At 32.8% G+C, this 23023-nt stretch carries 19 protein-coding genes; 9 read left to right on the top strand and 10 right to left on the bottom strand.

Annotated features, from left to right (window positions below):
* Positions 1 to 2 precede the first annotated feature (2 nt).
* Positions 3 to 1136: an N-acetyl-alpha-D-glucosaminyl L-malate synthase BshA gene (gene bshA / locus AC4FQX_RS05220; RefSeq protein WP_491166619.1), complete on the top strand. Its 1134-nt coding sequence runs from the start codon at positions 3 to 5 to the stop codon at positions 1134 to 1136.
* Positions 1133 to 1615: a protease complex subunit PrcB family protein gene (locus AC4FQX_RS05215; protein WP_491166618.1), complete on the top strand. Its 483-nt coding sequence runs from the start codon at positions 1133 to 1135 to the stop codon at positions 1613 to 1615. The genes bshA and AC4FQX_RS05215 overlap by 4 nt, the downstream gene beginning before the upstream one ends.
* 77 nt (positions 1616 to 1692) lie before the next feature.
* Here AC4FQX_RS05215 and AC4FQX_RS05210 read toward each other — a convergent pair whose 3' ends face one another.
* On the bottom strand, positions 1693 to 2178 hold the full coding sequence (locus AC4FQX_RS05210) for a hypothetical protein (protein ID WP_491166617.1): 486 nt from the start codon (positions 2176 to 2178) through the stop codon (positions 1693 to 1695).
* A 257-nt stretch (positions 2179 to 2435) separates the two neighbouring features.
* Between AC4FQX_RS05210 and aroC the strand changes: the two genes are divergently transcribed.
* Positions 2436 to 3497 carry a chorismate synthase gene (gene aroC, locus AC4FQX_RS05205; protein WP_491166616.1) on the top strand — a complete coding sequence of 354 codons (1062 nt, stop codon included), beginning with the start codon at positions 2436 to 2438 and terminating at the stop codon, positions 3495 to 3497.
* Between the two features lie 382 nt (positions 3498 to 3879).
* Here the strand turns inward: aroC and AC4FQX_RS05200 are convergent, their stop codons facing one another.
* The 7 genes from AC4FQX_RS05200 to scpC all read right to left on the bottom strand — a co-directional run bounded on the left by AC4FQX_RS05200 (position 3880) and on the right by scpC (position 14419).
* Positions 3880 to 4962, bottom strand: coding sequence for a phage tail-like protein (locus AC4FQX_RS05200; RefSeq protein WP_491166615.1), 1083 nt, complete (start codon positions 4960 to 4962; stop codon positions 3880 to 3882).
* A 489-nt stretch (positions 4963 to 5451) separates the two neighbouring features.
* Positions 5452 to 7482, bottom strand: coding sequence for a phage tail-like protein (locus tag AC4FQX_RS05195; protein WP_491166614.1), 2031 nt, complete (start codon positions 7480 to 7482; stop codon positions 5452 to 5454).
* Positions 7483 to 8074: 592 nt separating this feature from the next.
* A complete protein-coding gene (locus AC4FQX_RS05190) occupies positions 8075 to 8488 on the bottom strand; it encodes a thiol-disulfide oxidoreductase DCC family protein (protein ID WP_491166613.1) in 414 nt (137 codons plus the stop codon).
* A 12-nt stretch (positions 8489 to 8500) separates the two neighbouring features.
* The gene (locus AC4FQX_RS05185) at positions 8501 to 10675 is read right to left on the bottom strand and encodes an endonuclease MutS2 (RefSeq protein WP_491166612.1); all 2175 of its coding nucleotides are present in this window, start codon (positions 10673 to 10675) and stop codon (positions 8501 to 8503) included.
* Between the two features lie 233 nt (positions 10676 to 10908).
* On the bottom strand, positions 10909 to 11841 hold the full coding sequence (locus tag AC4FQX_RS05180; protein WP_491166611.1) for a transglutaminase-like domain-containing protein: 933 nt from the start codon (positions 11839 to 11841) through the stop codon (positions 10909 to 10911).
* Between the two features lie 31 nt (positions 11842 to 11872).
* Entirely contained in the window at positions 11873 to 12721 is an 849-nt protein-coding gene (locus AC4FQX_RS05175; RefSeq protein WP_491166610.1) for a substrate-binding domain-containing protein, read from the bottom strand.
* A 189-nt stretch (positions 12722 to 12910) separates the two neighbouring features.
* Positions 12911 to 14419 carry a succinyl-CoA:acetate CoA-transferase ScpC gene (gene scpC, locus AC4FQX_RS05170; protein ID WP_491166609.1) on the bottom strand — a complete coding sequence of 503 codons (1509 nt, stop codon included), beginning with the start codon at positions 14417 to 14419 and terminating at the stop codon, positions 12911 to 12913.
* Between the two features lie 80 nt (positions 14420 to 14499).
* Here scpC and AC4FQX_RS05165 point away from each other — a divergent pair, with 80 nt between their 5' ends.
* Positions 14500 to 15315: a helix-turn-helix domain-containing protein gene (locus AC4FQX_RS05165; RefSeq protein ID WP_491166608.1), complete on the top strand. Its 816-nt coding sequence runs from the start codon at positions 14500 to 14502 to the stop codon at positions 15313 to 15315.
* Positions 15316 to 15380: 65 nt separating this feature from the next.
* Here the strand turns inward: AC4FQX_RS05165 and AC4FQX_RS05160 are convergent, their stop codons facing one another.
* Positions 15381 to 16250 (bottom strand): nucleoside phosphorylase, encoded by an 870-nt coding sequence (locus AC4FQX_RS05160; RefSeq protein WP_491166607.1) that lies wholly within the window; start codon positions 16248 to 16250, stop codon positions 15381 to 15383.
* A gap of 226 nt (positions 16251 to 16476) precedes the next feature.
* Positions 16477 to 16827, bottom strand: a complete 351-nt coding sequence (locus AC4FQX_RS05155; RefSeq protein ID WP_491166606.1) for a translation initiation factor — start codon at positions 16825 to 16827, stop codon at positions 16477 to 16479.
* A 421-nt stretch (positions 16828 to 17248) separates the two neighbouring features.
* On the opposite strand from AC4FQX_RS05155, the gene AC4FQX_RS05150 reads away from it, so the two are divergent.
* From AC4FQX_RS05150 to AC4FQX_RS05130, 5 genes are all read left to right on the top strand, one after another.
* A complete protein-coding gene (locus AC4FQX_RS05150) occupies positions 17249 to 19225 on the top strand; it encodes an alpha-ketoacid dehydrogenase subunit alpha/beta (RefSeq protein ID WP_491166605.1) in 1977 nt (658 codons plus the stop codon).
* 239 nt (positions 19226 to 19464) lie between these two features.
* The gene (locus tag AC4FQX_RS05145; RefSeq protein WP_491166604.1) at positions 19465 to 19884 is read left to right on the top strand and encodes a transposase; all 420 of its coding nucleotides are present in this window, start codon (positions 19465 to 19467) and stop codon (positions 19882 to 19884) included.
* A gap of 105 nt (positions 19885 to 19989) precedes the next feature.
* A complete protein-coding gene (locus AC4FQX_RS05140; RefSeq protein ID WP_491166603.1) occupies positions 19990 to 21198 on the top strand; it encodes a hypothetical protein in 1209 nt (402 codons plus the stop codon).
* Between the two features lie 29 nt (positions 21199 to 21227).
* Positions 21228 to 22769 carry an MFS transporter gene (locus tag AC4FQX_RS05135; protein WP_491166602.1) on the top strand — a complete coding sequence of 514 codons (1542 nt, stop codon included), beginning with the start codon at positions 21228 to 21230 and terminating at the stop codon, positions 22767 to 22769.
* 11 nt (positions 22770 to 22780) lie between these two features.
* Positions 22781 to 23008, top strand: coding sequence for a DUF6814 family protein (locus AC4FQX_RS05130; protein WP_491166601.1), 228 nt, complete (start codon positions 22781 to 22783; stop codon positions 23006 to 23008).
* Positions 23009 to 23023 lie beyond the last annotated feature (15 nt).

Raw genomic sequence — 23023 nt, 5'->3', positions numbered from 1 at the left:
AAATGAAAATAGCAATAGTTTGTTATCCAACCTTTGGAGGTAGTGGTGTTGTAGCTACAGAACTGGGTTTGGAACTGGCTCGAAGAGGTCATGAAATTCACTTTATCACTTATAGTCAGCCTGTACGATTAGCACTTTTAAATCCTAACGTACATTATCACGAAGTAAACGTTCCTGAATATCCTTTATTTCATTATCAGCCTTATGAACTGGCATTGTCCAGTAAATTAGTCGATACAGTTAAATTATATGGTATTGAGCTGTTACATGTACATTATGCTATTCCACATGCTTATGCGGGGTATATGGCAAAACAGATGCTTGCAGATGAAGGGATTCATTTGCCAATGGTCACAACTTTACATGGTACAGATATTACATTAGTAGGAAATCATCCTGTCTATAAACCGGCAGTAAGTTTTAGCATCAATAAATCAGATTATGTAACTTCTGTTTCCCAAAGTCTAAAAGAAGAAACCTACAGATTATTTAATATTACTAATGATATTGTTGTTATTCCTAATTTCATTGATTTAGATAAATATGAGGTAGAGGATACTAATCCCTGTAAACGTTCTGTAATGGCAAAGAGTAATGAAAAGATCATCACTCATATCAGTAATTTCAGAAAGGTAAAAAGAATTCCCGATGTAGTTGAAATCTTTAACAAGATCCAGAAAGAAATTCCGGCTAAATTAATGATGGTTGGTGATGGACCGGAGAAAGAGGCGGCAGAAAATCTATGTGCTAAACTGGGAATTACAGATAAAGTTATATTTTTTGGTAATAGTAATGAGATTGATAAGATTCTGAATAATTCCGATTTATTTCTTTTGCCTTCAGAAACAGAAAGTTTCGGATTAGCTGCGTTAGAAGCAATGGCATGTGGTGTGCCGGTTATTTCAAGCAATTCAGGAGGTCTTCCAGAAGTAAATAAAGAAGGAATTTCAGGATATTTAAGTCCGGTGGGAGATATAGAAGATATGGCTGTAAACGCCCTTAAAATATTAAAAGAAGACACGGTCTTATTCGAATTTAAATTAAATGCCAGAACAGTTGCTAAAGAATTTGATATTATAAATATATTACCCCTATATGAATCATTATACCTAAAAGCTTTAAACAAAAAACTATGAGAAACAAATTAATCCTATTATCATCAGTCGCTTCTGTACTATTATTTTCCTGTACTACCCAAAAAAAGATTATTACGGAAAAACAAAAGATCGTTACGGCAAAAAAAATTACTAAAGACGTGCAAAAGCAAGTATTATATGAAGTAGTGACAAAAGAATCTTATGGAGGGAAAGAAGAGAGATCTAATGTTATTATTAAAAATAAAGAGGATCTAAAAGCTTTAAATAAAGAAGTTTCTTTAAATGAACAAGTTATAAAACTAGATTTTTTAAAATCTAATCTCGTAGTTTTGTTTATGGGACAAAAAAATTCAGGAGGTTATTCAATAGGTGTAGAAGAGGTTACTGAAGATGATAATACTATTTATATAAAAGTAAAAGAAACAGCGCCAAAGAAAGGAGAAATGACCATAATGGCTATAACAAGTCCTTATTGTATTGTTAAGATAAATTCTAAAAAAGAAATTGTATTTAAGTAATAGAATTCTTTTTATTAAAAATAAAAAAGTATCCTGAATTTTTCAGGATACTTTCTTTATAAAAAAGATAACACAGATTAGAATCTGTATCTAGCACTTAATGCAAAATCAAAATTTAAATCATTGTTAACAGCATCATTATTAATTCCAATTTCCGGTCTAACGTCGATTGAAAGTTGTAATGGGAAATCAAATAAATATTCGATACCAACATCACCTGCAACTACAGCAAAGATACCGTCATCTTTAGAACCATGAAAATCATAATTCCAACGACCAATACCAGCACCAGCACCAGCGTACCAGTTAAAACCCTGATCAATGTTCCATACCCACTGGTAAAGACCCACTAATTTGAATCTGTCATAGTCGCTTTTACTTGTCCATCCCAGATCAACTTCAAGTCTGTTGTTTTTAGACAGTCCTCTTTGGTAAGACACTTCGGTGCCAAAACCGTCATTATCTCCAAGTCTCAAACCTAATGCGTTCTTAGAAATTTCTTGAGCCTGAGCACTTAATGTTAATCCAATCAACATTAATGCAGATAAAATTACTTTTTTCATATTTTTTATTTTGTTAAATAATAAAACAAAAATAACAAAATCTTATGAATTTAATAATAGGAAATCTATTATATATTGTTTATTGTAGTTTTTTTATAATTTTTTATTACATAACTACATCATTATCAACTATGTAATTGTTTTTTTGTATTAATATACTATTCAAATTTTAACATGTTAAACTTGAATATCATATTTTCATACTTCATAATTTTTTATTTAAAGCTATAACTGTTACTTTTGTTGAAAAATATATTATGGCAGGAAATACTTTTGGAAATCTATTTAAAATAACCACTTTCGGAGAGTCGCATGGAGAGGCTTTAGGTGGAATTATAGATGGTTGTCCTGCAGGAATAGAATTAGATTTTAAAGCGATCCAGAAAGAAATGGTTCGCCGAAAACCAGGTCAGTCTGCAATTGTTACACAAAGAAAAGAATCGGATGAAGTACAGTTTCTTTCCGGTATTTTTGAAGGAAAAACTACCGGAACACCTATTGGTTTTATTATACCGAATACGAATCAGAAATCGGATGATTATTCTCATATAAAAGATACTTTCAGACCGAGCCATGCTGATTATGTATATGAACAGAAATATGGTATTCGTGATTATCGTGGAGGAGGAAGAAGTTCAGCAAGGGAAACAGCTAGTAGAGTAGCGGCAGGAGCTATCGCAAAACAGATGCTACCTGAAATTAAGATAAATGCTTTTGTATCATCTGTAGGGGATATATTTATTGATAAGCCCTATCAGGATCTGGATTTTTCATTAATTGAAAGTAATCCTGTCCGTTGTCCGGATCAGAAATCAGCAGAGAAGATGGAAGCCTATATTAAAGAGATAAGAAAACAAGGAGATACCGTTGGAGGTACTGTAACCTGTGTCATTCAGAATGTTCCTATCGGATTAGGAGAGCCTGTTTTTGATAAACTACACGCAGAATTAGGTAAAGCAATGCTTTCTATTAATGCTGTAAAAGGGTTTGAATATGGAAGTGGTTTTTGTGGAGCAAAAATGAAAGGAAGTGAGCATAATGATTTGTATAATATTGACGGGACAACAAAAACCAATCTTTCCGGCGGAATACAAGGCGGAATCAGCAACGGAATGGATATTTATTTCAGAGTAGCTTTCAAACCGGTTGCTACAATAATGCAGGAACAGCAAACAATAGACAGAGATGGTACTCTTGTCGCAATGCATGGTAAAGGACGCCACGATCCGTGTGTTGTTCCTCGTGCCGTGCCTATTGTTGAGGCTATGGCAGCGCTTGTATTGGCAGATTACTATCTGATTAATAAAACGTATAAATAGACTTATTTTATAGTTGATAGTTTTTAATTACTTCGTCCGTTCGCTATCGCTCGGGTACACATCTGTAAAAGCGATTTCATCTTTTTGTCAGCAAAATGATTGACTTTTGTTCTTCCTTTAATGCTTAATATTAAAACTATATTAGGAAGGTCAGATACTTTTGCAGAAATAGACACATTTAGCAGTCGAATAATCTAATAATCGTCCTATCTAAAAATCCAATCGTCTTATAAATCATTCAAAAACAAAGTAGTAGATATCGGAGGGTTAAGAAAGACAATACCTAACAGGTTAAAAGAAACCTGTTAGGATATTAAAACTATAGTATAGGGAAGGTCAGACCATTTAGAGGTCAAATAATCTAATAATCGCCCCATCGGAATTAAAGAGCACTGGCATTATTTAAACAGATACCAAATAAAGCACCGTTTCTTTGTCCGTTATGTTCAAGTTTTAACTCTTTAAACCATGTTCCCCCTACAGTAATATTTCCCCCTACAGTGCTGTTACCAAGGAAACTTATTTTATTATCACTTATGCTGATTTTGTCTTGGCAAGAACTATTACTTTTTAGCTGAATGGGTTTTCCATTTGTCGTAAGGGTAAACACTTCACCGGGATCTCCATCTGTAAAAGCTATTCCTACATTCGTTACAGGACGGGAAAAGGTAATGGTAATAGAACCCTTTAAATAGAAATTTTTATTTATTGTGGTCACCTCACAATCAGTATGAGAAGAATAGGTAGTTACATTTGAAGAAGTATAAGTAACCTTGACTTCTTCTCCGTTTATTATATGTGTACCATTTAGTGTATCAGAGTTTAATTGATTATTTAGATCACAAGTAAGATTCGTTATAGCCGGAGCTACAATCTCTGTATATTCCTTTACCGTAATAACAAACTCACAATGTACTCCTGCTATACTCAAAGGAAATTTAGCCTGACCTTTGGCAGAAGGGGTTCCTGAAATAGAAAATACCAGATTACCGGAGTCCTTTTCAAGAGAACCCGAAGAAAGAACGGCTTTCAATCCGGTTATGCCCTCAGATTGAATAGTAGACTCTTCATAAGCACGAATCTTTCCTTTATTAAAATAAGGAATCGAAACGGTTGTTCCGGCAGAGACTGGGGAATTAGCAATAATATCTTTATTCAGAACAGCCGAACTGCATTTTAGGTCAAAAGCATTAGGAACTAAGAAGCATCCGCTCCACTTTGAGCCATCAAAATATTTAACACAGTTTTCTTCCAAATCATAAACAATAGTTCCTTTTTTTATAGTCTTCCCTGTAGGATTTTCGGTGTTCTTCGCCTGATCAATCTGAGGAAGAACCAAGCCCCATTTATTATTAGGATAAGAGATGTCCAGAGCACCTTCAGGAGTATGCGTACCGATACTGGTTTGAGAAAATACAGTAGTAAAAACAAATAGACTTAATAGTCCGGAAAATAACTTTTTCATTTTCATTATCTAATTTTTTTAAATCGAGGGAGCAAATTTAATATGCGTAATTATTTAAAAGATTAAAAAGGTAAAAAAGAGGGTGTTAGAAGGGCATTAAAAGGAGTTATAAAGAGTTATAAGTTGCCAAAAAGAGTTGTAAATCGTAAAAAAGTAACAATGTGTCTTTTTCATAAACAATAAACCGGATTAAAGTTAAAATTTAATACATTAAATATAATAATCTGTATGTGAATAAAGATAATCGTCAGATATGTAGTTTAAGAGTATTGAGGCTTCAATATGATTTGCAGAAACAGACCATTTAGCAGTCGAATAATCTAATAATCGCTCTATCTAAAAATCCAATCGTCTTATAAATCATTCAAAAATAAAGTAGTAGATATCGGAGGGTTAAGAAAGACAATACCTAACAGGTTAAAAGAAACCTGTTAGGGTATTTAAACTATAGTATAGGTAGGTCAATCATCTAATAATCGCCCCATCTATTTATTGAGCACTGGTGTTATTTAAACAGAAAGTGAATAACGATCCGTCTCTTTTTCCGTTATGTTGAATTTTTAACTCTGTAAACCATGTTCCCCCTACAGTAATACTTCCCGCTGAAACACCATTATAGGGAAAACCTATTTGATTATTATTTATGAGGATGTTTCCTTGGCAAGAACTATTAAGCCCTAGTTTAATTGGTTGGTTTCCATTTGTCGTAAAGGTAAATATTTCGTTTTGTTCTGCACTTGTAAAAGCGATTCCTACATTAGTTACAGGGCGGGAAAAGGTAATGGTAAGAATGCTCGCACGATTATTATACCCTAAATGGATACTGTTAGATGCTACAGTCTGACTACAATAAGTTACCCTGTTGTAATTGATAGCTGCATTTGAAGTATTATAACTAACCATCACTTCTTTTCCGTTTATTATATGTTTACCCCTTAGTGTAGCATAGTTTAATTGATTATTTAGACCGCAAGTAAGATTAGTTATAGGAACATCTTTTACAGTAATAACAAACTCACAATATATCCCTGCTATACTCAAAGGAAATTTAGCCTGACCTTTGGCAGAAGGAGTTCCTGAAATAGACAATACCAGATTACCGGAACCCTTATTAAGAGAACCTGAAGAAAGAACAGCTCTTAATCCGGTTACACCCGTTGATTGAATAGTAGATCCTGTATAAGTAAGAATCTCTCCTTTATTAGAATAAGGGATGGCAACTGTTGTTCCGGCAGAGACTGGGGAATTAACAATAATATCCTTATTCAGAACAGCCGAACTGCATTTCAGGTTAATAAACTCTGTAATATGCTGCACAGTAATAACAAACTCACAATGTACTCCTGCTATATTCAAAGGAAATCTAGCCTGACCTATGGCAGAAGGAGTTCCTGAAATAGATAATACCAGATTACCGGAACCCTTATTAAGAGAACCTGAAGAAAGAACCGCTTTTAATCCGGTTACACCCGTTGATTGAATAGTAGATCCTGTATAAGTAAGAATCTCTCCTTTATTAGAATAAGGGATGGCAACTGTTGTTCCGGCAGAGACTGGGGAATTAACAATAATATCCTTATTCAGAACAGCCGAACTGCATTTCAGGTTAATAAACTCTGTAATATGCTGCACAGTAATAACAAACTCACAATGTACTCCTGCTATATTCAAAGGAAATCTAGCCTGACCTATGGCAGAAGGAGTTCCTGAAATAGATAATACCAGATTACCGGAACCCTTATTAAGAGAACCTGAAGAAAGAACCGCTTTTAATCCGGTTACACCCGTTGATTGAATAGTAGATCCTTCATGCGCCAGAATCTCTCCTTCATTAGAATAAGGAATTGAAACGGTTGTTCCGGTAGCGATTGGGTAATTAGCAATAATATCTTTATTCAGAACAGCCGAACTGCATTTCAGGTTAATAATCTCTGTATTATCCTTTACAGTAATAACAAACTCACAATGCACTCCTGCTATATTCAAAGGAAATTTAGCCTGGCCTATGGCAGAAGGAGTTCCTGAAACAGACAATACCAGATTACCCGAACCCTTATTAAGAGAACCCGAGGAAAGAATCGCTTTTAATCCGGTTACACCCGTTGATTGAATAGTAGATCCTTCATGCACCAGAATCTCTCCTTCATTAGAATAAGGAATGGAAACAGTTGTTCCGGCAGTGATTGGGTAATTAGCAATAATATCTTTATTCAGAACAGCTGAACTGCATTTTAGGTCAAAAGGATTAGAAACTAAGAAGCATCCACTCCACTCTGAGCCATCAAAATATTTAACACAGTTTTCTTCCAAATCATAAACAATAGTTCCTTTTTTTATAGACTTCCCTGTAGGATTTTCGGTGTTCTCCGCCTGGTCAATCTGAGGAAGAACTAAGCCCCATTTATTATTAGAATAAGAGACGTCCAGAGCACCTTCAGGGGTATATGTGCCAATACCGGTCTGAGAAAAAACAGTAGTAAAAACAAATAGACTTACTAGTCCGGAAAATAACTTTTTCATTTTAATGATCTAATTTTTTTTAAATTGAGGGAGTAAATTTAATACGGGTAATTATTAAAAAGATAAAAAAGGTAAATAAGAGGGTGTTAGAAAGGTATTAAAAGGAGTCATAAAGAGTTATAAGTTGCCAAAAGTGGTTATAAATCGTAAAAAAGTAACAATGTGTCTTTTTAATAAACAATAAACCATATTAAGGTTAAAATTTTAACACTTTAAATATAATAATATGTATTTGAAATAAATACAACTGTCAGATATGTAATTTAAGAGTATTGAGGCTTCAATATGATTTGCAGAAACAGACTATTTAGCAGTCGAATAATCTAATAATCGCCCCATCGGAAAAAGTTCCTTATGGCTTTGATTGGAAACATTGAAGAGCAGACACAGATACGAAAGACAATACCTAACAGGTTAAAAGAAACCTGTTAGGAGAAATCCTCTTGCTTTGCAAAGTCTCTGACTTTGCAGGGGTAAATAAAGGTCTCTTGATCTTTGAAAATTACTCAATAACGTCAGTCGGAGACTGACTAACACTTTCACAAAGTCAGAGACTTTGCAAAGCAATACAGATCAAATTACAGAGGTTTTTTTATAAAAATTTTTCTTTTAATTCCGGTGTAGGTATCATACAGGATTCTTTTTTACCATACCATTTATAACGATTTTTAGCAATGTAATCATAAACATTGTTTTTTAAACTATCTGGTAAAAAGCTGAATAAGGAAATTACAGCTATTATTCCTCCCAGATATCGAGCTATTTTTAAAGCCGCGTTTGCTTTATAATAATAGGCAACTCCAGGTTCATACAGAATAATAGAATCTATTTTTGTTGTATCAATCTTCAGATAATGAATAATTTTTTGTCCAAGATCAGATTGCAAAGCAACAAATCTGAATTGATCCTTTTTATCTCTTTTAATGACAAACTGAACTATTGAATCGCAGAGATTGCAAACTCCGTCAAACAATATTATTTTTTTATCTTTAGGTAAATTTTCCATTTTTGTTTTCTGTTATTTCTTTACAGCTTCAACTAATTCCAATTGTTCTAAACTTACTTTTGAAGTAAAGATACCGTAATTTACGGTTGCTTTATTTTTTTCAATGTTATCAATGCTTCCCACTGCTTTACCATCAATCATTCTTACACGATCGCCAATTTTTAAAGGAACTTTTGGTTTTTCAGCGTCCTGTTTTATAGCCTTTATTTTTTTTTCTTTTTTCTCCTGACGGATTTCTTCAACAATAGCCGTTACTTCTTTGATCACTTCTTTTTTCTTGATCTCCTTTTCTTTTGTTTCTTTAGCAGAAACTTTTTTACGTTTAGAATTTTCGATTTCTACAGTTTTCAGAAATTCTCCGATCAGTTCTTTTTTGTTTTTATTATTAAAATACTTTTCAGAGATGTCATCTATTTTTTGTCCTATATAGATTAGGCGCTGATTGGAGTCATATAATTCTTGATAACTTTCCAGTTTCTGCTGAATTTTAGAATTAATATTTTCCATTTTTTTGCCTTCTTCACGGGTTTTTGTTTCCTCAACTTTTAGTGTCTGAGACGTTTTTTCTAGTTTAGAGCGTTCTTTCTGTAAGGTGGCAATAGTTTTATCAAATCGGACTTTTCCTTTTTCTATTTTTTTCTTGGCACGATTAATTAAACCGAAAGGAATTCCATTTTTCTGAGCAACTTCAAAAGTAAAAGAACTCCCTGCCTGTCCCAAAATAAGCTTATATAAGGGCTCTAATGTTTTTTCATCAAAAAGCATATTAGCATTGGTTGCAAAAGGCAGTTCGTTTGCCAGTATTTTTAAATTGGAATAGTGTGTTGTAATAATGCCAAATGCTTCACGGTGATAGAATTCTTCTAAGAAAACTTCTGCTAGAGCTCCTCCTAATTCGGGGTCACTACCTGTACCGAATTCATCAATTAAGAACATGGTTTTATCATTACACTTTTTAAGGAAGTAATTCATGTTTTTTAATCGATAACTATAGGTACTCAGATGGTTCTCAATGGATTGATTATCTCCGATATCTGTCATGATCCTGTCAAACAGGAATGTTTCACTGCGCTCATGTACCGGGATCAGCATTCCGCTTTGTAGCATTAATTGTAGAAGACCTATTGTTTTTAAGGTGATACTTTTACCTCCTGCATTTGGTCCTGATATGACAATAACTCTGTTTTCCTGATGTAATTCTATCGTTTGAGGAAAGGTAGTTAGGTTTTTCTTTTTATTGTTCAGATATAAAATAGGGTGAAAAGCGTCTCTGAAATAAAGTCTTCTTTCATCTGTTATTGCCGGCAGAATTCCGCTAATTTTATTCGCATATTTTGCTTTTGCTGCAACAACATCAATATCACTGAGAAATTCCTGATAATCCGCCAAAAGAGGGGTGAAGGGTCTGATAAAGTTACTCAGTTGTTTTAATATCCTGGTAATTTCTTCTTTTTCTTCATATTCCAGATTATTCAGTTCTCTAGAATAACGTAAGGTGGCTTCTGGTTCAATATAGGTGATACTTCCTGTTTTTGAGTTACCGAGTATAGAGCCTTTCACTTTTTTGCGATACATTGCTAAAACAGCCAAAACGCGTCTGTTTTCTACAATAGATTCTTTGATATCATCTAAATAACCTAAACCGTTATAGCTACTCAACGCCATTCCGAAGCTTTGATTGATCTTTCCTTTTACAAGATTAATATCTCTGCGAATATTTGCCAGACTTGGCGATGCATTGTCTTTAATCTCACCATATTTGTCTACTATTTCATCAATTTTTTGAATAATATCTTTGGTAAGTGTTACCTGAGAAGCTCTTGTATTAAGAGTTGGGTAATATTCACTGAATTTTTTCAGAAATATAAGTAAAGTATTTACTGTTTCAGAAATAGTAGCAATTTTTCTAAAGCTTCCCGTCTCAAGGAAACTATCTTCAATATTTAAAAATTTAATTTCATTTGTAATAGCGTCAAAACCATGATTAGGCAGAGCATTATTATTATCAAAGGAAGATAAATATTCAGAGGTTTGGAGCAAAGCATCCATTAATGTTTCTTTGTCTTTGAAAGGTATAATTTCCAGTGCTTTCTGTTTTCCTATTTCGGTATTACATATTTCCGAGATGGTTTCCAGAATAGTAGAAAATTCAAGGTCTTTTAAAGTTTTATCTGTAATCGTAATCATTTTTCTTTATCAAGCAATTTGAACTGCAAAAATAGGTAAAAAGTCTTAGTATCCGGTATTCAGTTTTCAGTCTCAGTTTTCAATAGATTCAGTTAGTGGTTTGCTGAGTAGTTAAAATCATTATAAAATTTTAGTTTAAAGTTTAAAGTTAGCTTAGCTACTAATCACATCTCACATTTTACTAATAACGTTTTACTTCTTACAAAAAACTATCAACTATCAATTAGTAACTATCAATTTAAGGTTAGGGCTCCTAAAATTTCTTCGGACATGAACGGTCCTCCGGGATATCGGGCAGTATAATCCAGATTAAGCCAGATTTGTCCACGTTCGTCTATATGGTAGTGAATTTCTTTTCCTTTACTTTCTTCTACAAATAATACTTCTTTAATTAAGTAATTGACTGCTTCAAGGTCTGCTTTATTACCAATGAGCATTTCAGGATACATGTGTCCACCTGTATGGATGATTCTGGGAGTACTTCCTATAGATTTGATACATGCGGCCATAAATATGGCGTGATCGTCACAATCACCGGATAAATGCATCAGGGATTCACTGGCACGGGCAATGTATTCTCTTCCTTTCGGGTCATTTACATAATTCCAGTTATTTCTAATTTCTTTAAATACAGCAAAACTCTGTATAATTCTTCGGTATTCATTATATCCTTTTATGTCTCTGAAATGTTTTGTTGTAGCCATTAAGGCAAAATTTCTGACTCCCGGATTTTCAAATTCTACTGCATCAATAATTTTTGCTTTATTGGGGAAAGGTAAAAGTTTTGAAATGATTATATCTTGAGGATTTGGATCATCAGCCATGGTGTATACCATTGAACGATAGTCTTCATATACTTCGGAAAAACCATAATTCCCCAGCAATGTTCCATATAATAATATAACAATATAAATGAGAAGACAGAGGATAATGAATGTTCTGAGAAAGCGTAATATTAACTGTATGATAACTATTATCAGTATGAAAAGGAGGATTCTGTCAATATGAAAAGACCAGTCCGGATCAATGATATTCTGGTGAATAATAATAAAAAGAGGTACTGCGATAAGAATATTCAGAACAAGAATAATTATATTATCCCAGGGCTTTTTTATCCTTACTTTATCAATAACCTCTTTGAATCTTATTTTTTTGATCTCTGTCATATCTGATTTAGCAGAATACAAATATTGTTTTTTATTCTTTTATTATAGTTCTATAATCTATTTTTTTATCAGTAATTTTTAAATTAAATAATTTTTCCTGAACTGTTTCTACTGTTTTTTTGGAAAGTTGTTTTTGGGACCAGTGTGTTAGAGATAGCCATTCGAGAATGTCTTCTGTTTTTTGATTATATCTTTCAGATAATGTTCTGTCTATGCTTGGAATGTCTTTGAATTCTTTAGTGGTCTGGTTTATGATATTTATTATTTTCTGAATGGTTTCGGGTTGCTTTTCTAAAATATCATTTCGTACAGCAATTACAAAGCAGGACCATGGAGTGGGGCAGTCTGCCAGTCGTCTGAATGTACCGTTATCTACCAGTGGTTTTGTCATAAAACGTTCCCACATAAAATAATCTGCGGTATTATTTGTTAATGCTTCAACTGCTCCGTCAATAGTATTGATAATTTCAAATTGCAAATCTTCTGTTGCCCATCCTTGTTTTTCTGCATTTATAAAAGCCATTAGATGAGATCCGGAACCGTATCTGCTAATAGCTGTTTTTGTATGTTTTAAATCCGATAAAGAAGTAAAATTGGATTTCGCATTTACATGAATTCCCCAGACTAAAGGCGATTCGACATAGGTTTGTACAATTTTAGAAGGGTTTCCTGCTATGATATCTTTAATTATTCCTTCTGTAAGTATGATTGCAATGTCTGTTTCTTTATTGCGAAGCATATCACATAATTTACCAGTACCTTCAGGAACATCTGTCCATTCCAGATTAATCCCTTCCTGTTCAAATTCATTGTTTTCGATACATAGATGCCAAGGTAAATTAAAATGCTCCGGAACACCGGCTATTTTTATTGTAATCATTACTTTTAATAAATTTCTGAATTATTTATATCAAATATACAAAGGGAATAATTCATAATATTTTTTTTATAAAGATATTATGAATCTGATATACAAATATAATTATTAGAAATAAAAAACTTTCTTTAAAACATGCTAAAAAAGCACCTTCAAAGAAAGTTTTTACAATAAAAAAACAATAACTAAAAACTACCTTTTCATGGAGCCTTTTTCTTTTAATCTCTTATGAAATGAAAAGGCTTCATCTAAGTTATGGGGGGTATGACCACCTGATGTACACGCATCATTAAAATAATCTCTTAAAGTATCTTTATAATCCGGATGAACACAGTTATCAATTATAACTTTTGCCCGTTCTCTTGGGGCTAAACCGCGTAAATCTGCTAATCCCTGTTCTGTAACAAGAATATTTACGTCATGTTCATTATGATCTACGTGTGGAACCATAGGAACAACGTGTGAAATAGCATTATTTTCTTTAGAAACAGACGGACAAACAAAAATACTGATATATGAATTTCTTGCAAAATCTCCGGAACCACCGATACCATTCATCATTTTAGTACCATTGATATGGGTAGAGTTGACATTACCATAGATATCGAATTCAATGGCGGTATTAATAGCTATAATTCCCAAACGCCTGATTACCTCAGCAGCATTACTGATGTTTTGCGGGCGGAGTACGATTTTATCTTTATATTTTTCAAAATTCTGAATAAAATGTTGATAGCATTCATCAGAGATAGTAATTGAAGAAGCAGAAGCAAAATCCATTTTACCGGAATCAATAAGTTCAAAAGTACTGTCCTGTAAAACTTCTGAATACATAGTTAGGTTTTTGAAATTTCCTTTTTTAAAGCCGGAAAGAACAGCATTTGCTATTTTTCCAATTCCAGCCTGTAAAGGAAGTAATGAAGGTGTCAAGGTTCCTTTTTCTACTTCTTTTTCAAAAAAGTTTATAAGATGATTTGCAATTGCAATCGTTTTTTCATCCGGTTCATTAATTTGAGCAGGACTATCCGGGATGTTGGTAAAAACAACCCCAATTACTTTTTTAGTATCAATTGTAATTGAGGTATTTCCAATTTTGGTATTTGCGGCAGTTATTCCGATAACATTGCGATGTGGATATTCTGAAGGTATAAAAATATCATGAATACCTTTAAATTCAACAGGCATTGATGTATTTATTTCTATAATGATTTCTTTTGCTAAAGCAGCAAAATTAGCAGAGTTTCCTACGGAAGTTGTGGGTACTATATTCCCATTCTCTTCAATCAGAACGGCTTCAATAATTGCCAGATCCATAGGAGGCAGATGCTTATTATTAAGAAATTCTGCTGTTTCACTCAAATGTTGGTCAACATACATAACCTCACCATTATTAATAGCGTTTCTTAATACCGGATCTGACTGAAAAGGCATTCTTTTATAAAGAGCTTTATTCGCCGCTAAATCAGCATCTGTATTGTAGCCCAAAGAAGCTCCTGTCATTAAAGTAATAGATATATTTTCATTTTGTGCTCTTTTTGCAAAAGCTGGCAAAACGGTTTTACTATCACCAGCTTTTGTAAAACCACTGGTTCCCACTACCATTTTATCTTTTATAAACTTAGCAGCTTCTTCAGCTGTAATGACTTTATTTTTTAATTCTTTATACTGTATACGACTTAAATCCATGAATATTAATTTCATTATAACTATCACTTACAAGTTTACAAAAAATAATAAATGACCTAATATTATAATAAGCCAAATATTTATTAAATTACGCCATGAAAGATTTTAAAATTAATGATAGGTATTATTTAACTGAGGTTGACAAAAATCCAGATAGTATTTACTGTCATCATGATTTAATGGGAGAATTATTTATTTCAACCCATAAACATAAAAAATCACAATTTCTTTATACAGAAGGTGGTATTGTATATGTGAAAACTGAAACCAAAACTTATTTTTTACCTGCAAGACATTTTATGTGGATTCCGGCAGGTATTACACATAGTATTCATCCTAATTCACCCAATGTTATTATGCGAAATCTGTATTTTCCGGTAGAAGAAAAGGAAGCGTTTTTCTATAAACAGGAAGGGATTTATCCTGTAAATGAATTGTTACTGCAACTAATCTTATTTACGAATAGATGGAAAGGGGATATCACTAAGAAAGAGGTATCTAGTTATAGAATTGCGCTTGCCTTTGAGGCTGTATTACCAGAAATATGTCCTTTAAATTTGCAATTATCTTTACCTTATCCGAAAGATATACGATTAAAAAAAATAGTAAGCTATCTAGAGAAGCGTTTAGATGAAACAATTTTGTTTTCTAAACTGGCAAAACGATTTGGTTTTAGTGAACGTTCTTTATCTCGATTATTTCAGAAAGATCTGGATATGTCCTTTATCCAGTTTTTTACAATTCAACGTATTTTAAAGGCAATTGAATTATTACAGGAAAGAAAATTATCAGTAAGTGAGGTAGCTACATTAGTAGGCTATAATAGTGTACCAACTTTCAGTACTACTTTTTTAAAACTGATGGGGCAAAGACCATCGGAATATCTTAAAACACATGGTGTACTGAAATAATATTTTTTAAAACAGTATAGAGGCACGGTTGTGCCTCTATACTATTGTTTTAAAAACACAAAAATTTATTGTGCCAGTTTGTTTAACGTATAGATAATTAATTCATCTACTGCTTTATAAGGATCTTCACTAAAGGTTCCGTTAGCTCTATTAGCAATAATAACATTTAAAGATAAGGCTTGGTGACCTAATAGCTTTGATAATCCGTATATAGCACTCGTTTCCATTTCAAGATTTGTTACGCGCGTGCCTTTATAATTAAAACTATCTATTTTAGAGTTTAGTTGTGGATCTTGTATTCCTAAACGTAAAACACGTCCTTGTGGACCATAAAAACCACCAGCAGTACCTGTAAAGCCTTTAATTACTTCTTCTCCTGATAATCTGTTTTCTAAAACAGAACTTCCTTTAATTATATAAGGTTTTCCTTTACGTAAATCCCAGTTAGTATGTGCAATAAAAGCATCTTCCAATTCTGTTTCGACAATGGAATCAATTAAATAGGAGCGAAGCATATTATCTAATCCTAAACCGTATAGAGCCATTACAAAGCTATTTACCGGGATATCTGCTTGAAGAGAACCAGAAGTTCCTATACGAATAATATTTAAAGAGGTTAATTCAGGTTTGATTTCTCTTGTATTAAGATCAATATTTACTAATGCATCTAATTCATTTATTGCAATATCAATATTATCAGGACCTATACCTGTTGACATTACTGTAATACGCTTACCTTTATAGGTTCCGGTTTGTGTTTTGAATTCTCTTTTTTGAATCGTGAATTCTATAGAATCAAAATGTTTTGTGATTTTTTCTACACGGTTCTGATCTCCTACAAAGATCACATCTTTAGCAATATGTTCAGGTTTTAAATTTAAATGGTAGATACTTCCGTCTGGGTTTAGTATCAATTCTGATGATTTTATTTTCATAAATTGTAATTTGAAATATTTAATGTTTAAATTTTTTTGTTTAACGTTTAAAGTTATTTTGCAGTGAGTATCTCCCGGATGAGAAATATTCAATAGAATAACTAAGTGTTTTTTGTGTATAAAAAAGAAGCAGTAAAAAAGAATAAGTATTTGTAGATATAGTAGATTTCAACTATCAACTATCAACTATCAACTATCAACTATCAACTATCAACTATCAACTATCCTAAGATCCTACACGTTTTATATTATATCCTTCACTTTGAAGAATCTGCATTACTTTATCTCTGAAATTACCCTGAATAATGATTTCATTATCTTTTACAGAGCCTCCTACACCACATTTTGTTTTTAGGAGCTTTCCTAAAGTTTTTAAATCTTCTTCTGTTCCCTGAAATCCTTTTATAATTGTAGCTACTTTTCCACCTCTGTTTTTTTTATCCAAATGAGCTTCAAGTCTTTGTTTATTGGGAGTTAATGTTTCTTCCTGATTAGATTTGTTGTTGAATTCAAAATTTTCATTAGTAGAAAAAACAAAACCTCCTAAGTCTTCTAAACTATTTATTTTTTTTGCCATATTTTTAAAATAATATAAAAACTAAAAAGACATTTAAGCACATTTAATACCTTTTTTTATAGACTATAAAAATAAGATTTATTTTTAATTAAACCTAAACTCTACTAAACGTTCCTATAAATATTCTCTGATTACGATATTTCTAAAACTGTTTAGAGTTATTTTTATTCATACAATTTTCAAGATAGTTCAAAGAAATTTTGTTTATCGGATATATAAAAAACAGAACAGAATATTTACTTGAAAAACGCATCATTTCATAATGAAATTTTAAAAGATATAGTCTTTATTACTAATATAGTATGCATTAGAATACTACGTTTCTGTCTTTGTTTAAAATACTGTAACATTTGAGGTTACGATTGTTATTTTTTTATACATTTGAGAAACATTAGAAACCTACTTTACAAACCAAAAGACTATGAATTTTGACAGAAAGAATATCTCTGATACAGTATTAATAGATTTATATAAAAAATTGGTCAAGCCTCGATTAATAGAAGAGAAAATGCTTATTTTATTACGTCAGGGAAGAATTTCAAAATGGTTTTCAGGAATTGGGCAGGAAGCAATAGCAGTTGGTGTTACTGCTGTACTGGATAAAGAAGAATATATTTTGCCAATGCACCGAAACTTAGGTGTTTTTACAACCAGAGATATTCCATTATATCGATTATTCTCACAATGGCAGGGAAAAGCAAATGGTTTTACTAAAGGAAGGGATCGTTCTTTTCATTTTGGTTCACAGGAATATAAGATAATTGGAATGATTTCGCATTTAGGACCACAACTAGGTGTTGCGGACGGAATTGCTTTAGCAGATAAATTACATAAAAAAGGAAAAGTTACCGCTGTTTTTACAGGCGAGGGAGCAACCAGTGAAGGAGATTTTCATGAAGCTCTGAATATTGCTTCCGTATGGAATCTACCGGTATTATTTGTCATTGAAAATAATGGATATGGTTTGTCTACTCCTGTAAATGAACAATACCGCTGTAAGGATCTTGCAGATAAAGGGATTGGTTATGGAATGGAATCTCATATTATTGATGGTAATAATATTTTAGAGATTTATACTGAGTTATCAGCAATAACAGCTTCTATGCGAATAAACCCGAGACCGGTTCTGATAGAATTTAAAACTTTTAGGATGCGGGGACATGAAGAAGCCAGTGGAACGAAATATGTTCCGCAGGAACTGACCGATTTATGGACGATGAAAGATCCGATAAATAATTACAGAGATTTTTTATTGGAAACGGGAGTTCTGAAACCAAAATCGGATGATGCTTTGCGAACGGCTATCAGAAAAGAAATAGAAGAACATATACAATTGGCTTTTAATGAGTTACCAATTGAGTCTACGGTAAGTAATGAATTAAAAGATGTGTATAAACACTTTGATTATGAGGGAGTTACTCCTTCCGAAGAAAAAGAAAATATTCGTTTTATAGATGCTGTTTCACAAGGATTAAAACAGTCTATGGAACGTTACCCTAACCTAATACTTATGGGGCAGGATATTGCCGAATATGGTGGAGCTTTTAAAATAACAGAAGGTTTTGTTGCTGAATTTGGAAAAGAAAGAGTCGTTAATACACCTATATGTGAATCAGCTGTTATTTCTGTAGGGATGGGGCTTTCGATAAATAATTATAAATCGGTTATTGAAATGCAGTTTGCAGATTTTGTTTCTACAGGATTTAATCCTATTGTAAATTATTTAGCAAAAACCCATTACAGATGGCAGGAAAAAGCAGATGTAGTGATTCGGATGCCTTGTGGAGCAGGAGTACAGGCAGGACCTTTTCATTCTCAGACCAATGAGGCGTGGTTTACAAAAACACCGGGATTAAAAGTCGTTTATCCGGCGTTTCCTTATGATGCTAAAGGTTTATTAGCAACTGCGATCAATGATCCGAACCCTGTATTGTTTTTTGAACATAAGCAACTATACAGAAGTATTTATCAGGAAGTGCCAAAGGACTATTATACATTACCTTTTGGAAAAGCTGCTTTATTGAAAGAAGGAACAGATATAACAGTTATCGCCTTTGGAGCGGCGGTACACTGGGCAGTAGAGACTTTGTCTCATATTGCTGATATAAAAGCAGATGTGCTGGATTTACGTACTTTGCAGCCATTAGATACAGAAGCGATCTTTAATTCTGTTAAGAAAACAGGTAAAGCAATTATTCTACAGGAAGATTCTATGTTTGGAGGTATAGCAAGTGATATATCGGCTATGATTATGGAAGAGTGTTTTGAATATCTTGATGCTCCGGTAAGACGAGTTGCCAGTTTAGAAACACCTATTCCGTTTACAAAAACACTAGAAGATCAGTATTTACCAAAAAATAGATTTGAGAAAGTTTTAAAAGAATTAATAAATTATTAATATTTTAAACCTCACTTATTTTAAATAATAAGAAGGCAGTTGGCTTCAATAGCGATAGCAATAATAAAACATATCCCTTTTCTAAGGGATCTCCATTTTTTGTTATTTTACTTAATAATTATTGATTGTGTAATTATTTTAATTTAAAATTACACTGTGTGTATTTTTAAATTGGTTTTTTTATGTAATAATAATTATTATAATTGCTAATTTAGTATATTTATGCAAAATATATATACATGGAGATTTTAGAATGCCCGAAATGTTATAATAAAAAAATCACAAAAAGTGGTGTTATCAAAGATAAACAAAGGTATTTATGTAAATCCTGTAACTATTATTTTACGGTTAATAAAATAGGGAAAAAGATAGATACTTACTATGTAATTAAAGCACTTCAGTTACATCTGGAAGGATTAAGTTTTAGAGAAATAGAGCGTATTCTGGGGATCTCCCATGTAACAGTAAGCAACTGGGTAAAGGAATTTAAAGTAAAGAAGCCTTCTCAGACAGATTATCATCCCACATATAAAATATTGAATCATTTAGAGCTGGTAGAATATATTAAAAATAAGGGACAGCTTTCCGGTGCAGGCATGATTATAACAGAGTTAGGGGATAAATTTATGCTGATAAAATGGAAAAGATTTAAAGATTAACTATATACTTTACAAAAAGATATACCTGTTTTTTGTTTGTTGTTTCATTTGTTAGAATTTGGCAGTACAATAAAATTACTTAAACTAACCAAAACTAACACATTTATGAAACAAATCAGCTTAATAGCGTTTCTTCTGCTTTTATCCTTAAAATGTTTTTCTCAGGGATCGCCAGATTATGGTAGTGGAATGAAATTTAATTTAGATCCAGAAGGAAAAAAGTACGTTCGTATAATTGCCTGGGCACAGGCTTGGGGACAGTACAATGACAATGTTCCTAATGATGAAAGCACTACTTCAATAAGTTTAAGAAGAGCTAGAATTCTTACTTATGCTCAGATAAGTGATAAATTTTTAATATTAACTCATTTCGGTTTAAACTCTCTTAATGCGAATACAATGTCTCCTTTAGGTAAAGGAGAAGGTTCTCAGCTTTTCTTTCATGATGTATGGGCTCAGTATAGTTTGTCCAAAGATCATGCTATCGGTTCCGGTTTGCATTACTGGAATGGTATTTCCCGTTTAAATAATACAAGTACAATGAACTTTCTGACACTGGATAATAATCGTCAATCGTGGGCAACTCTGGGTTTGTCAGATCAGTTTGCAAGACATTTGGGGATATATGCTAAAGGAAGTTTTGATAAATTCCAGTATCGTATTTCTGTAAATGAAGCTATTAACAGCGGTTTAGACGAAAGAGATGCCTCTTCTGCATATGCTGTTTACGGGGGAAGAAGACTGAAAGGATCAAAACATTCAGGGAAAACGTATGCAGGGTATTTTGAATATAATATTCTTGAAACAGAATCTAATTTCCTTCCTTATAAAGTAGGTTCATATTTAGGAACTAAAAAAATATTCAATATAGGAGCTGGTTTTTTTGCTCATCCAAAGGGGAGTGTTATTCTTGACGGAACAGCATTAAAAGGGGAGAATGTAACCATTTTTGCTGTAGATGCTTTTTATGACGCTCCGCTTGGAGAGAATAAAGGGGCTATCACTGCTTATGCTACTTATCAGAACAATGATTACGGGCATAATTATCTATACAATGCTTACGGTACGGGAAGTATGCTTTATGGTCATATGGGATATGTCCTGCCTACTACAAAACTAACAAAATTTCAACCTTATGTTTCTTATGCGTCTAATAGTTATGATGCTGTAGATGACAACAGAAACATATTTGGTATAGGAGGAAATATCTATTTGAACGGACATAATTCAAAATTGACTTTAGAATATAAGAATGAAAAATTCGGGGATGATAAAACAGGTACAGTTACATTACAGGCTATGATTTATCTATAATAATCTATTAACTCTATAAAATACTTTTTATGAATACAGATAAAAAATCAACAAAAGGAATTTGGAAAGTTATTTCCGCTTCCTCAATGGGAACATTAATTGAATGGTATGACTTCTTTATTTTTGGTAGTTTAGCAGTTGTTATTTCAACAAAATTCTTTCCTTCAGACAATCCTACAGCGGCCTTTTTATCCACTTTAGCAACCTTTGCAGCTGGATTTGTCGTTCGTCCGTTCGGAGCCCTCTTTTTTGGAAGGCTGGGAGATTTAATCGGAAGAAAATATACTTTTATGGTTACTTTGCTTTTAATGGGAGGAGCTACTTTCTTAATAGGCTGTGTTCCCAGTTATGACAGTATAGGCTATTTAGCACCTATTCTGGTTTTAGTATTACGTTTATTACAGGGGCTGGCTTTGGGAGGTGAGTATGGAGGAGCTGCAACTTATGTGGCAGAACATGCACCTATTGGACAGCGCGGTTATTGGACTTCATGGATTCAGACGACGGCTACTTTTGGACTTTTTATTTCTTTAGTGGTTATCCTTATTACAAAGGGCTCTCTTTCTGCTGAAGCATTTGATGAATGGGGATGGAGAGTACCATTCTGGATTTCAATTATTATGGTATTTGTGTCTTATTTAATCCGTAAGAATATGCATGAATCTCCTGTTTTTGCAAAAGCAAAGGCGGAAGGAAAAACAAGTACTAATCCATTAAAAGAAAGTTTTGGAAATCGTTATAATTTAAAATTTGTATTACTGGCTTTATTCGGGGCAACCATGGGGCAGGGTGTAATATGGTATACCGGACAGTTTTATTCAATGAGTTTTATGAAAACAGTAATGTCTGTAGACTCTTCTCAAGTAGATGAATTATTAGGAATTGCGTTGTTGGCAGCAACTCCGTTCTTTGTGGTTTTTGGTTGGTTGAGTGATAAAATAGGAAGAAAAAGTATTATGATGACCGGAATGCTTTTGGCGATCTTTTTATATCGACCGATTTACAAACAGATGTATCAGACTACAAATGTTGAGAATAAAACGGAAATAACAGAAAAAACAAAAATAATAGCGGGAGTAAAGGAAAATAAAACAGGTTCAGTAGATTCCACTTATGTTACTACGAAAGAATTTACAGATGGCACTCTGTTTCATCAGATTAAAACGGTACATTTAGATAATGGTAAATATATAATAACTGACGGACATGTTCAGACGGACACTAAAACAACACTAAATATTATATCAGGAGATAAATGGATGCTTATCTTTTTAGTATTTATTCAAGTTATCTTTATTACTATGGTTTATGGTCCTATTGCAGCCTTTTTGGTTGAAATGTTCCCGCTTAAGATCAGATATACTTCGATGTCTTTACCATATCACGTAGGTAATGGAATTTTCGGAGGGTTATTACCGGCTATTTCAACCTATTTTGTATCTAATGCAAAAGATGCCGGAAATACAGAATTCTATTTAGAAGGATTGTGGTATCCAATTGTTATTTCAGCGATTTGTTTCGTTATAGGGATGATCTATTTAGACAGAAAAAATAAAAAAGTAACCGAATAAATAAAGACATTATGGATAAAATTAAAAGAATATTAGGCATAGTTTGGTTAGCATTAGCCTTTGCGGCTGCTTATTTTTGTATCTTCATATTTGGTATACCGAAGTTAATTTCCGGTAAACAAGAAGATCTGGTATTTGGTATTATTATACTTTTAGTATTAACACCATTAATTGTAATAGGATTAGCAACTTTTGGATATTACGCACTTATAGGTGAATATGACGAAGAAAGACTATAAGATTTAATTTCATGT

This window comes from Flavobacterium sp. AK-301, from assembly GCF_058310215.1.
Note: the sequence above shows the minus strand (reverse complement) of the source record. Positions and strands in the feature narration are given on the sequence as shown.